Genomic DNA, 12,956 nt, shown 5'->3' with positions numbered 1-12,956 from the left:
TTTATTTGATTAATCTCGTTCCAAAATTCTGTTGATCTATTAATGGCAGCTCATCTGCCTTTCCTATGTATACTGCTGTTACCCCACTTTTTATAGCCTCAAAAGCATTGTGCAATTTAGGGATCATTCCTCCGGAAACAACACCCTCATTCTTTAAGCCTTCAAACTCAGCCATTTTTATTTCCGCAACCAGCGAATTGTCATCCTCTATATCCCGCATCACCCCTCTTTTTTCAAAGCAATAGATCAATGAAGTATCATATCTATCAGACATCGCCACAGCTACTGCAGAAGCAATCGTATCCGCATTTGTATTCAAAAGCTGTCCGTCCCCGTCGTGGGTAATGGCACACAATACAGGCACTAATCCCGCTTTTAAAAGGTTATTGATCATCTCTGAAGACACAGAAGTCTCATTCAGGTCGCCTACAAATCCGTAATCAATTTCTTTCACAGGGCGCTTCGCTGCTTTGATGATGTTTCCATCAGCACCGGTCAGACCAATCGCATTGCAACCTTTATTCTGCAACTGAGCCACCATATTTTTATTGATGAGTCCCGCATACACCATGGTTACTACCCGCAATGTTTCAATATCTGTGATACGTCTGCCATCCACCATTTTAGCTTCTATTCCCAATGAAGTCCCAAGCTCAGTAGCGATCTTACCACCTCCATGAATTAGGATCTTATCACCGGGAAGCGCAGTAAAATCAAGTAGAAACTGATGTAGTTTTTCTGAGTTATCTATGACGTTGCCGCCGATTTTGATGACACTAAGTTTGTTCATAGCTGCTCCAACATCTGTTTCAACACTGCTTGCGCTGCCCATAACCTGTTTCCGGCTTCATGTATCACAAGCGAATTTGGCCCGTCTAATATTTCAGAAGAAAGTTCCAGGTCCCGGCGTACAGGGAGGCAATGCATTACTTTCGCATCATTCGTTATTTTCAGCTTCTCATTATTTAACATCCAACCTTCAGGATAAGTCAATACTTTGCCGTATTCCTTATAGCTGGACCAGTTTTTTACATAAATATAATCTGCTCCGGTCAAAGCTTCATCCAGATCATGGGTAATATGCGCTCCAGGAGTAAATTCTTCGCTCAGTTCATAACCTTTGGGCTGCGAAATCGTAAAATCAAGCATACCTAAAGATTGCGCCTTACTCATCCACTCTGCAAATGAATTTGGAACAGCCTGTGGCAATGCCTTAATGTGCGGAGCCCAGGCAAGTACAACTTTAGGTTTTGCAGCTCCTTTCCAGGTTTCCCTGATGGTGATCAGATCAGCCAGACTTTGTAATGGGTGCCGGGCCGCACTTTCCAAACTCACCACGGGCACGTTGCAATATTTTATGAATTTATTGAAGAAATCTTCATTATAATCCTCGTCGCGGTTTACCAGCTTCGGAAAAGAGCGCAAACCAAGAATATCGCAGTACTGCCCCATAACAGCCGCAGCTTCACGAATATGTTCTACCGTTGTACCATTCATGACCACACCGTCCTGGGTTTCCAGTGCCCAGCCTTCTTTATCCATATTCATCACCATCACATTCATCCCCAGGTTAAGGGCTGCTTTCTGAGTACTTAGGCGTGTCCTCAAACTTGGATTTAAAAACACCAGCCCCAGAGTTTTATTCTTTCCGAGGTATTGATGCGCATAAGGGCTTTCCTTTAACGCCAATGCGTCTTTAATCAATTGGTTGATGTCTTGTACATCATTTACTGAAGTAAACTGGTTCATCCTTTTAAAGCTTTTTTAAATTCATTTAAAAACTGATCTGCATGATCTTTCGTCAAATTTAAAGCAGGCAAAAGTCTGATGACATTAGGCTTTGCCTCTCCTGTAAAGATTTTATGTTTGAAAAGCAGGTCTTTTTTTACGTTCGACAGGGTTTGCGGAAGGTCAATACCAATCATCAAACCACGTCCGCGTACTTCTTTTACTGCTTCTATTTTTTTAAGTTCAGTAATAAGATAAGTTCCTATCTCCTCTGCATTTTTCATCAGGTTATCCTGTTCAATGACCTCTAGAACAGCAAGTGCAGCAGCACAAGCCAGGTGATTTCCACCAAAAGTAGTACCCAGCATACCATGCCATGGTTTAAATTTAGGCGCTATTGAAATCCCTGCGACAGGAAAACCATTGCCCATTCCCTTGGCCATTGTGTATACATCTGCATCCACACCCGCATAGTCATGAGAATAGAATTTACCCGTTCTGCCATAACCACACTGCACACTGTCGGCGATATACACCGCATTGTACTGGTCACACAACGAACGGATCAATTTAAGAAAGCTTACAGAAGCTTCCTTAATTCCGCCCACACCTTGAATTCCTTCAATAATCACAGCAGTTATTTCATTACCGTACGATTCAAAAGCCTGTGTTAGTGCTGCTTCATCATCATGCGGAAGGAAAATAATGTTGTCTGTCTCGTTTATCGGAGCTATGATTTTCGGGTTGTCAGTTGCAGAAACCGCCAAAGAAGTTCTTCCATGAAACGCTCCTTTAAAAGCAATCACTTTTTTTCTGCCATTATAAAACGAGGCGAGTTTAAGTGCATTCTCATTTGCCTCTGCACCAGAGTTGCATAAGAACAACTGATAATCAGCTTTACCTGAAACTTGTCCCAGCTTCTCCGCCAGCTGAACCTGCAAAGGTATTTTAACTGAATTGGAGTAAAAGCCAACCTTATCCAATTGCTCAGTTAAGCGGGCTACATAATGTGGGTGGGTATGGCCGATAGAAATTACAGCGTGACCACCGTAAAGATCCAAGTATTGTTCACCTTCAGCATCCCATACATTACTGCCCGATGCCTTTGTTATTTCTATATTATTTAATGGATATACGTCGAATAAGTTCATGATGTTGTTTTTTTGAATGTTCTGAATAATTGTATTTGATGCGTCTCGTCATCTCGACGACAGGAGAGATCTCTTGTTTATACATAGTTCAAAAGATCTCTCCTGTCGTCGAGACGAGCACTGCATAAGACAGTGCAAGCGAATTTCGGGCAAGGCTTAAAAAGCCGCTGCCTTTAGCCGTAGCCCTTCGCTTTCAGGCAATCCAAACATGAGGTTCATGTTCTGCACCGCCTGTCCGCTGGCACCTTTCAACAAATTATCTATAATACTCACTACAAACAGCTTATTGCCATGCTTTTCTACATGTATCAACCCTTTATTTGTATTTACTACCTGTTTTAAATCAATATTTTTCTTACTCACATGAGTAAAAACATGGTCAGCATAATAACTTTCATAAAGTTTCTGTGCTGCTTCCGCAGTCAGGTCACTTTCCAAGTACATCGCCGCTAAAATCCCTCTTGTAAAATCACCTCTCTGCGGAATAAAATTCAATACCTGATCAAATCCAGGTGTCAGTTGTGACAAACTCTCCCCAATTTCATTTAAGTGCTGATGTTCAAACGCTTTATAAACCGAAAGGTTATTGTTTCTCCAGCTGAAATGTGAGGTGGTAGACAAGCTCTGCCCTGCTCCCGTTGATCCGGTGGTCGCATTAATATGTACTTCACCTTTTATCAGCCCTTTAGCTGCCAAAGGAAGCAATCCGAGCTGAATACAAGTGGCAAAACATCCAGGGTTAGCAATAAAACTGGCGTTCTTAATTCGATCCCTGTTCAGTTCAGGCAGTCCATACACCCAATCCGTTCCCACATTTGCCTTCAGCCTGAAATCCTGACTCAGATCAATAATCTTTATCTCTTTAGCAACAGGATTTACATCCAGAAATTTCTTTGCATCGCCATGTCCTACACACAAGAACAACACGTCAATATCAGCAGAAAGCTCGCTTGTAAAACGCAGGTCTGTATCACCAAACAAGTCCGCATGCACATCGGAAATCAAATTCCCGGCATTGCTGTTACTGTTTACAAATACAATATCAACCAATGGGTGATTTACCAGCAAACGAAGCATTTCTCCACCGGTATATCCAGCACCGCCGACTATACCTGCCTTAATTTTTTTCATCACTGTTCACTTTATGCCAGATCATTACCTGATTACCAAAAATTTTAGAGAAACCTTTCACATCTTCACCGCTCCATGCATTGTTCATTTCTCCATAACTGCCAAACTTGTTGCTCATCAGGTCATGTTCAGATTCAATACCGATGATGTTGAACCGGTATGGCAATAACTCTACAAATACCTTTCCACTTACAGTTTTCTGCGTATCTGCTAAAAATGCCTCTATGTTACGCATGATCGGATCGTGGAATTGTCCTTCATGCAGCCAGTTGCCATAGAAAGAAGACAATTGCTCTTTCCATGAAAGCTGCCATTTGGTCAATGTATGTTTTTCAAGCATATGGTGTGCTTTAATGATCACAATTGGTGCCGCAGCTTCAAATCCAACGCGTCCTTTGATCCCGATAATGGTATCTCCGACATGGATATCCCTTCCAATGCCGTAAGGCTGTGCAATAGCCTGAAGTTTTTGAATTGCCCTTACCGGCTCAAATTGCTCACCATCGATAGCTACCAGTTCACCTTTTTCAAACGTCAGTTCCAGCTTACGTGCTCCGGTTTCAGAAACCTGGGTAGGCCATGCCTCTTCCGGCAGCGTCTCATTAGAAGTAAGGGTTTCTTTACCACCTACTGATGTTCCCCATAAGCCTTTATTGATAGAATACCTTGCTTTTTCAGCACTATACTCTACGCCATGAGCTGATAAATATTCTATTTCCGCTTCGCGGGATAATTTCAAGTCTCTTATCGGAGTAATAATCTCCACCTCTGGAATGATGATGTTAAAGATCATGTCAAAACGGACCTGATCATTACCAGCACCTGTACTTCCATGAGCTACATAGTCAGCACCGATTTTTTTCACATAATTGGCAATGGCAGTCGCCTGGCTTACACGTTCTGCACTAACAGAAAGCGGATAAGTCGCATTTTTCAACACGTTACCATATACCAGATACTTAATACAGCTATCATAATAATTTGTGGTTTCATCCACTACAGCATGAGAAGCCACACCCAGGGCGTAAGCACGTTTTTCTATTTCCTGCAATTCCTCTTCAGAAAAGCCTCCGGTGTTTACAATTACAGAATGAACCTCTAAATCACGGTCCTGAGCAAGGTAAATACAACAAAACGAGGTATCTAAACCTCCGCTAAAAGCTAAAACTACTTTCTTCTTCATCTTAATGTAACAGCTATTTAAATAAAATGGTAAACAATAAAAACAAGGATTTCAACCCTTTCTTACTTTGTGGTTTGGTTTTGAGCACCAGTCTCTGTTTGATGCGCATGAAGCGCTCATACAACTTGGGCTTTTGCTGAAGCTCCTCTGCAAATTTCTTTGCCACCTCATGCTTTTGCTCCACAGGATCATACAGCATGGCTGTGCACATGCAGTTTTTGCGCTCCTTCATCTTCAGGATCTCAAAGTTAACGCAGCTCTGACAGCCTTTCCAGAATTCCTCGTCCTGTGTCAGTTCAGAATATGTCACAGGTTCATAACCCAGATCCGAATTGATCTTCATCACGGCCAAACCGGTAGTCAGACCAAAGATCTTAGCCTTAGGATATTTCTGTCTTGAAAGCGCAAAAATCTTATGTTTAATGGCGTTCGCCAGACCCACCTTACGGTATTTCGGACTTACAACAAGACCGGAATTCGCAACAAACTGACCATGGCTCCAAGTTTCTATATAACAAAAGCCTGCCCATGAGCCATCACTGTGAAATGCGATTACCGCTTTACCGTCAACCATTTTACCGGCCACGTACTCAGGAGAGCGTTTTGCGATACCTGTACCTCGTGCTTTAGCAGACTCTGCCATTTCCTCACAGATTTCTTCTGCAAAGACACGATGTTCAGGAAGTGCAACTTGCACTATAAAATCGTTTATATTCATTAATATGATAACGAAAAAATATAAATGTTCTGATTAATTGTTTTTTGAGAGGCAATCCTCTTCGTAAATGACCTGGTAATAGGAATTTACTCAGATCCGCGGCGTATATATTTGCCGGTTCGTAGTCACAAAAAACACGGGTTTCAGGAGTTCAATAAACCTTTTATGCACTGCGTGTTTGATCATTTTCTGTGTATGATATATTTTTTAAATGAGTTGTGCCGCAAAGGTTTAAATAAAAATTGAGTTGTGCAATACGTTTTTAATTTTTTTACATTTTCGCTATATATTTTTAACATCAGTTTTAATGCCAAACCTGAAACAATCAGCCAATAAATTTGCGGGGGATTATTTATATTTACTTTCACACACAAACTAAATTGAAGCTGATGATGAAGAAATATCTGGCTATCCTGTGCCTGCTGTTTGCAGAGCAGGCCTTGTCTCAGGATCTCCCGACGGCACGCAAAACCATAGAACAATTGAGCGCGAAGGAAATGTGGGGACAAGGATATACCAGGAATGGATTAGAAAAGGCGGCCAAATTCATAACTTCAGCATTCAAATCCTACGGGCTAAAACCTATGGACGGAAAGGATTACCGACAGCCATTCACACTTCCCATCAACACATTTCCCGGAAAAATGAGCGCCACGGTCAACAGCAAAACCCTTAAACCCGGACGGGACTTTATTGTTGTTGCAGAAAGTACCGGAAAAAATCAGAAAGGAAGCCTTCGGCAAGTAGATAGCGTTACTTTTATTGATGCTGAAAATAGTTTGGTCTGTTTTCGGTGTGCGTTCGTATCAACTAGGGTGTCGTCAGGGTGTTGGTTCGGTTCCAATCGAACCAACGCCCCAGATGATACGGAGCAATATCTCAGATGATATATGCACAGGGCGAAGACAGAGTGCAACAAAAAAGCTCTTGTGGGGTGATACCTACAGTGATGAAAGACACAATCGGCATTAAAAACCTAACTGCTATTTTTAAACCTTAAGTATTGCGTCAGTTGAGGCCACGTTGCATTTTCCTTGCTTTTAATTGGCTAAACACCTGCTTTACAATGAAACCTCAGCCAAACCCCTCTTAATCTCAAAAAATCAAAGACAGAGAAAACAATAATTTGTAAAATCATCAAGTCCAAAACTACTTTGCTTTGAAATTGTTAGGTAACGAAGCAATACTGATTTGACAGACAAAGACAAGACCACTTTAAGGAACCAAACAATTGTTCCGAAACTCCTGCTGATTTTCGGCTTGGCTATTTTATTGTGTGTGGAAGGGTATTTTGCCTTCCGGCTGCATGAACTTTCAGAGCAACAGGAAGAAATCAAGACAGAGTACTCCAACATCAATAACATCACATTTGGATTGTTCTCGGTAGAACAGTGGCGGGACAAAGTTTCCGGAATTGTCGACAACCAGATCCGGGATTTTAGCCTAACCCGAAAACAAAAGAAAGAACTCCGAAAGGAAGTGGAACAAACGGTAATCGCACTGATTGACAAGGCCGAAGCGCTGGTAAACAAACCTAAGAAGACCCTGGGTGGAAAGATTAAGAAATTTGCCATTAAGACTTTTGTAAATACGGATAAGATCAGGGCCCAGGCACCTGAATTCGCCGAAACAATCCTGGCAAAGGTGGATAACAAGGGGAACAAAAACCACTTGAGCAGGATGGCCATGTCTAAATTTGATTCGCTGGAACGCGCTGAATACCTGGACAGCACAGTGGCGGCAACGAAAAAAGTAACTGATAAGGTGTTTGAAAAATACCGCGTTTCTTCGACCGAGCAATTGAACAAGGTGCTGACCTCGTCGCTCGGGCGCATCAAGACCGCCACTTACAGTTATTCCTTTGCCATGCTGGGCTGTATCGCCGTTGTTTTATCAGTCTGGTGGATCTTCAGAAAAAGGGTTGACCTGCACGCCACACTTTTCATCATGTCGTTGATGTTTGCATTTATACTCCTAGGTGTGGGTCTGACCGCCTCAATGATTGAGGTGGATGCCAGGATCCAGACCCTGGACTTTATGCTTCTTGGCGAGCATGTCACCTTCAAAAATCAGGTATTATTTTTCCAAAGTAAGAGCATCCTTGATGTGGTGAGTGTATTGTTAGGGCAAACAGCTATTGACTCGGTACTCGTAGGGGTATTGATCCTGGTTTTTAGCATCTTGTTCCCTGTAATGAAACTCAGTGCGACAGGTATCCACCTGCTGAGCGGTAAGAGGATCGCCGAGAACTGGATCATCAAATATTTTGCTTTCCAATCGGGAAAATGGAGCATGGCAGACGTAATCGTTATCGCGATATTGATGGTTTATATTGGTTTAAATGGCTTGTTGCAGAGTCAGCTGAGCAGCCTGAACATCAAGAGCGCTGACTTAACGGTCATCACGACCAATAATACGGCACTTCAGCCCGGCTTCATCATCTTTATCAGCTTTGTATTGTACGGGCTTATTTTGTCGACCATACTAAAATTCATTTCTCCACATGACTGCGACTAGAAAAACGGGTATTGCCGGCATCCTCCTGATCATAGGAATCGGTCTGCTGCTCTGCGGAGAAGCTTACCTGGGCTTCCGTGTATCTCAGCTCTCGAGTCAGCGGGAAAGGCTAAAAGAAGACTACAGTGTAGCCAATAGCATTACCTTTGGCATTTTCTCTGTAGATCAGTGGCGGGAAAAGATCGCTTCGATCGTAGATGGAAAAATCAACGATTTTAACATGACTGCAGAACAGAAGCAGGCACTCCGGGAGAAGGTTGAAAAGCAATTGCACCGGCTTGTCAATACTGCTGTCGCAGAGATCAACAAGCCTCAAAAGAGCCTGGGTGGCAAACTCAAAAAACTGGCATTCAATGTGCTCGTAGATCCGGATGAGATTCATGCCCAGGTACCTGCATTTGCCAGCACTATTGTAAACCGCATCAACAGGCCGGCAAGTCAGAAAAGATTAAAGGGTATAGTGAGCAGTAAAATTGACCAGCTGGAAAAACAAACTTACGACAATACTGAACCCGCCAGTGTAACCGTGACGAGGAACATTTATCGCAAATACAAGGTAAATAATGCTGCTGCATTTGAGCAGACCGTGAAAGCACAACTAACCGCCATCCGTACATTAACCAACAATTACACCATTGCAATGGTCGGTTCTGCGTTTCTGGCACTTTGTCTCTGGTGGCTGATGAGGAACCATACGAAGCTGCATACCACACTCTATATCTTGTCGCTGTTGTTTGCACTGGTGCTTTTACTAGTCGGCATTACCGCGACGGTCATAGAGGTAGATGCCCGCATTGAATCGCTTAACTTTACACTGCTCAGCGAAAAATTATCATTTACCAATCAGGTATTGTTTTTTCAGAGCAAGAGCATAAACGGCATCATCCTGGCCCTGATCCATGAGCCTAAACCTGATGCGGTATTGGTTGGCATCCTTATATTCCTGTTTGTGGTGATCCTGCCGTTGCTGCGGATGATAGGTAAAGGCATCCTCATCTGGGGCAGGGATAAATATGCAGAAAACAAGCTGGTTCGGTTTTTAGCCTTTGATTTAGGAAAATGGGATATGGCAGATGTAATGGTTGTTGGTGTTGGAATGACGTACATCGGCTTAAACGGGATCTTAAAAAGCCAGCTTTCTAATTTAAATATACAGGAGGAGTTATTGTCTACAGTCACCCAAAACAATACTACTTTGCAATCCGGATATTTTATTTTTGTGGCCTATGTAGTCTATGCGTCAATATTATCCCTGATCTTGAAACGCATCACAACGATTAAAAAGTAGCACATATTTATAGCTAAGGGTAGCTGTCGCAAACCGTACTGTAAATTGTCGCATCTCCCCCTGTTTTATATCTGTTTTTACCGGCATATTTGTATAGCAACAATCGATAACCAAAAAATTATTTTTATGTCAGAGAATAAAGTTTCATTGCACAGAGTTATTAAAGCTTCACCTGAAAAGGTATATCGTGCCTTTACCGAAGCTACAGCAATCGCTTCATGGTTGCCGCCTTATGGTTTTCTTTGTACCGTACATGAACTGGACGTCAAGGTTGGCGGTACTTTCAGAATGTCGTTTCACAATTTTACAACCGGTAACGGACATTCATTCGGCGGAGAATATGTAGAGGTGAAACCGGGTGAGTTTCTAAAGTATACAGACAAATTTGATGATCCGAATCTGCCGGGGGTAATGACTACTTCTGTATGGCTTCAAAAAACATCTGCAGGTACAGAATTGAAAGTGCTGCAAGAGGGAATACCTCCTATGATACCGGCAGAAATGTGTTATTTAGGCTGGCAGGAATCGCTGGAGAAGTTGATTAAGCTTGTAGAGCCTGAAATACCGGAGGGTTAGCGCCTTTTTAAAAACTTCGCCATTTTGGCGGGTGAATCGGTGTTCAGGTAATCTACTCCCATTTTCACGAATAGTTTCCAGCAGGCTTTGGTATCAGGATTGCCCCAAAAACGGACAGGTTTTCCAACATGATGTACGGAATCCACAAACTTTAATGCCTTTTCCTGCTCAGCGGCCAGCATCCTTCCTTTGCCATCCCATTTGGAAAACTGTGCTAAAGACGTGCTGAAAAAAGCGATGCGTTCCAGCTGATCGGCGGTATAATTAACTCCGGATTTCCCATCAAAAAAGAAGATCTTATCAAAATCTTTAAACTGTTCTGGCGTTGGAAGCGAGCCGCTAAGGACCAGGCGTACCGCATTGGGATTATTTTTGGTATCGAAGTATTTTCTGATGGGCTTTAGTTTGGCTTCCAATACCTTTAATGCAGGCACACCAGCGATTTTTAAATCAATCATAAACTGCAGTCCTCCCCCTCCTTTATATGGCTTACCGCCATTCTTCTCAATTTCTGCCAATAATGGTTCCAGGTATAATTTCTCTATTGTTTTTGTAGTATCTATCTCCTTTTTGCTATGCGCGACATACAACTGCTTACCCACCAAAAACACATCGATTTCAATAGAAGCAAAGCGGTTGTTATAAGCATTAAAGAATGGTGCCGACTGCATGTAATCATTGTGTGAATGTGCATTCTTATTCACCTCATATTTCTGAGCAAAGGCAGCAGAAGTACATAACACTATCACAATTAAGGGAACAAATTGAGTCCTGATTTTAAGATCTTTAACAAGTATCATTAGCCTTTTTTATAAAATTAATTTACACCGAAAAAGCAATTCAAAATAAAGCATATATACTTAAAAAACCTCTTCATTTCAAGCAAAACATTAAGCAATTTTAGCATGTAACGGTCTGCTAATAATGAGGATGTTTTTCGGTAAAATTTGTATTATGTTTGTTATTCATACCAAATACTTTAGAGTAAAGATCATTTAAACCAATGTTATACCCAGGTAATGAAATTACTGTTTATAAAACACCTGCATTGGCCAATGCTGTCAAAAAATCATTGGAAGCCAGAGGTGATGGTGGTGTAGGATGGACCTTTGCCTGGAAGATTGCATTATGGGCACGTCTTCATGATGGTGACAGAGCCTTGAGCATTTTAAATAATCATTTGCGACCTACTAATGATATGGATACAAAATATGATTCAGGAGGTGGTACCTATTACAATATGTTTGACGCTTTTCCACCATTTCAGATTGATGGAAATTTTGGGGTGATAGCCGGAATGGCAGAAATGCTACTGCAGAGCCACGAAGATTTTATTGAACTATTGCCCGCTGTTCCAAAAACATGGAAAGATGGTCACATAAAAGGTTTAGTTGCACGCGGAAATTTTGTTGTTGATTTGCAATGGAAAAACGGAAAAATAGTCTCGGGTTTTATTAAAAATAAGACAGGGGGGAAATGCAAAATAAAATACGGCGATAAGATTCTGGAATTTAATATACAAGCAGGCAAAACACTGGGTTTTGCACAGTCTTTCAAATAATGCATTTACTTTAAACCAATTTGCCTTAATTTCGTTTTTAAAATAAACACGAAGCATATGTTCGATAAATTAATGGCAGCCCAGCAAAAGGCTGATGAAATAAAAAAACGCCTGGATACCGTTTCTGTATTTGGTGAAGTGGAAGGCGGAGCTATTAAGATCACCGCTACAGCCAATAAAACAATTACATCGGTAGAAATTGATGAGCAGTTTTACAAACAGGCAGACAAGGAAGAGTTAGAAGAACTTTTATTAACAGCTATCAATAAGGCCCTTACACAAGCTGATCAGGTAAGCGCTGCAGAAATGCAGTCGGCGACAAAAGACATGCTTGGTGGTCTTGGTGGTATGTTTGGCGGATAATCTAAAAAATCATGAAATTCACCTATTATGGCCAATCCTGCTTCTCCATAGTTGCAGATGGCAAAAAGTTTCTTTTTGATCCTTTCATTTCACACAATCCACTGGCAAAAGATGTAGATATAAAGGCTATAGAAGCTGATTATATCCTGGTAAGTCATGGCCACGGAGATCATGTTGCCGACCTGGTACAGATTGCCAATCAGACCGGAGCACAGGTAATTGCCATGGTAGAAGTTGCTTCTTGGATCACGAAACAAGGGGTAAAAAATGTGACTGATATCAACTTTGGCAAAGCTAAATTTGACTTCGGAACACTGCGCACAGTTTGGGCGGTACACAGCAGCTCTAATCCAGATGAAAGCTATGGTGGAAACCCTGCCGGATTTGTATTCGAACTTGAAGGAAAATCTATTTATTACGCCGGCGATACTGCATTGACTATGGAAATGAAGCTCCTTGCTGATCTTTACAACCTGGATTATACAATTCTTCCGATAGGCGGACACTATACCATGGATGTAGATGATGCGCTTATTGCCACAAAATACCTGGAGTGTAACAAGATAGTCGGTGTACATTATAATACATTCCCTCCTATTCAGATAGATACAGAAGATGCAGTAGCTAAATTTAAAAGAGAGAACAAAACCTTGCTTCTTCCGGGAATCGGCGAGACAATTGAATTGTAGGATTCGTCATCTCGATCTCTGAGAGAGATCTCTTGAACTATACCTGAACAA

The 12,956-nt window shown here is 41.8% G+C and carries 14 protein-coding genes; 7 read left to right on the top strand and 7 right to left on the bottom strand.

All coding sequences use genetic code 11. The features are described from left to right. Position 1: 1 nt before the first annotated feature. From argB to FA047_RS14820, 6 genes are all read right to left on the bottom strand, one after another. Complete coding sequence (gene argB, locus FA047_RS14845; RefSeq protein WP_136836863.1) at positions 2-790, bottom strand: acetylglutamate kinase; 789 nt, start codon at positions 788-790, stop codon at positions 2-4. Beyond that, positions 787-1,749, bottom strand: coding sequence for a Rossmann-fold NAD(P)-binding domain-containing protein (locus FA047_RS14840; RefSeq protein ID WP_136836862.1), 963 nt, complete (start codon positions 1,747-1,749; stop codon positions 787-789). The genes argB and FA047_RS14840 overlap by 4 nt, the downstream gene beginning before the upstream one ends. Further along, positions 1,746-2,879, bottom strand: coding sequence for an aspartate aminotransferase family protein (locus tag FA047_RS14835; protein ID WP_136836861.1), 1,134 nt, complete (start codon positions 2,877-2,879; stop codon positions 1,746-1,748). The genes FA047_RS14840 and FA047_RS14835 overlap by 4 nt, the downstream gene beginning before the upstream one ends. 156 nt (positions 2,880-3,035) lie before the next feature. Next, a complete protein-coding gene (gene argC, locus FA047_RS14830; RefSeq protein ID WP_136836860.1) occupies positions 3,036-4,010 on the bottom strand; it encodes an N-acetyl-gamma-glutamyl-phosphate reductase in 975 nt (324 codons plus the stop codon). After that, on the bottom strand, positions 3,997-5,193 hold the full coding sequence (gene argG / locus FA047_RS14825; protein WP_136836859.1) for an argininosuccinate synthase: 1,197 nt from the start codon (positions 5,191-5,193) through the stop codon (positions 3,997-3,999). The genes argC and argG overlap by 14 nt, the downstream gene beginning before the upstream one ends. Positions 5,194-5,206: 13 nt before the next feature. Continuing rightward, a complete protein-coding gene (locus FA047_RS14820; RefSeq protein WP_136836858.1) occupies positions 5,207-5,911 on the bottom strand; it encodes a GNAT family N-acetyltransferase in 705 nt (234 codons plus the stop codon). A gap of 338 nt (positions 5,912-6,249) precedes the next feature. Between FA047_RS14820 and FA047_RS14815 the strand changes: the two genes are divergently transcribed. The 4 genes from FA047_RS14815 to FA047_RS14800 all read left to right on the top strand — a co-directional run bounded on the left by FA047_RS14815 (position 6,250) and on the right by FA047_RS14800 (position 10,292). Then, complete coding sequence (locus FA047_RS14815; RefSeq protein ID WP_136836857.1) at positions 6,250-6,798, top strand: hypothetical protein; 549 nt, start codon at positions 6,250-6,252, stop codon at positions 6,796-6,798. 304 nt (positions 6,799-7,102) lie between these two features. Further along, positions 7,103-8,428: a paraquat-inducible protein A gene (locus FA047_RS14810; protein WP_225872747.1), complete on the top strand. Its 1,326-nt coding sequence runs from the start codon at positions 7,103-7,105 to the stop codon at positions 8,426-8,428. Beyond that, positions 8,415-9,716: a paraquat-inducible protein A gene (locus tag FA047_RS14805; RefSeq protein WP_136836856.1), complete on the top strand. Its 1,302-nt coding sequence runs from the start codon at positions 8,415-8,417 to the stop codon at positions 9,714-9,716. The genes FA047_RS14810 and FA047_RS14805 overlap by 14 nt, the downstream gene beginning before the upstream one ends. A 126-nt stretch (positions 9,717-9,842) precedes the next feature. Next, the gene (locus FA047_RS14800) at positions 9,843-10,292 is read left to right on the top strand and encodes an SRPBCC family protein (RefSeq protein WP_136836855.1); all 450 of its coding nucleotides are present in this window, start codon (positions 9,843-9,845) and stop codon (positions 10,290-10,292) included. Here FA047_RS14800 and FA047_RS14795 read toward each other — a convergent pair. Beyond that, positions 10,289-11,092, bottom strand: coding sequence for a PI-PLC domain-containing protein (locus FA047_RS14795; protein ID WP_136836854.1), 804 nt, complete (start codon positions 11,090-11,092; stop codon positions 10,289-10,291). The genes FA047_RS14800 and FA047_RS14795 overlap by 4 nt on opposite strands. A 203-nt stretch (positions 11,093-11,295) precedes the next feature. Between FA047_RS14795 and FA047_RS14790 the strand changes: the two genes are divergently transcribed. From FA047_RS14790 to FA047_RS14780, 3 genes are read left to right on the top strand one after another with little or no spacing between them, the layout of a single operon-like run. Further along, positions 11,296-11,853 carry a glycosyl hydrolase family 95 catalytic domain-containing protein gene (locus FA047_RS14790; RefSeq protein WP_136836853.1) on the top strand — a complete coding sequence of 186 codons (558 nt, stop codon included), beginning with the start codon at positions 11,296-11,298 and terminating at the stop codon, positions 11,851-11,853. A 57-nt stretch (positions 11,854-11,910) separates the two neighbouring features. Beyond that, positions 11,911-12,216, top strand: a complete 306-nt coding sequence (locus FA047_RS14785) for a YbaB/EbfC family nucleoid-associated protein (RefSeq protein WP_136836852.1) — start codon at positions 11,911-11,913, stop codon at positions 12,214-12,216. An 11-nt stretch (positions 12,217-12,227) separates the two neighbouring features. After that, complete coding sequence (locus FA047_RS14780) at positions 12,228-12,905, top strand: metal-dependent hydrolase (protein WP_136836851.1); 678 nt, start codon at positions 12,228-12,230, stop codon at positions 12,903-12,905. The last annotated feature ends 51 nt before the right edge of the window (positions 12,906-12,956 follow it).

The organism is Pedobacter frigoris (assembly GCF_005116445.1).
Taxonomy (GTDB): Bacteria; Bacteroidota; Bacteroidia; order Sphingobacteriales; family Sphingobacteriaceae; genus Pedobacter; species Pedobacter frigoris.
Note: the sequence above shows the minus strand (reverse complement) of the source record. Positions and strands in the feature narration are given on the sequence as shown.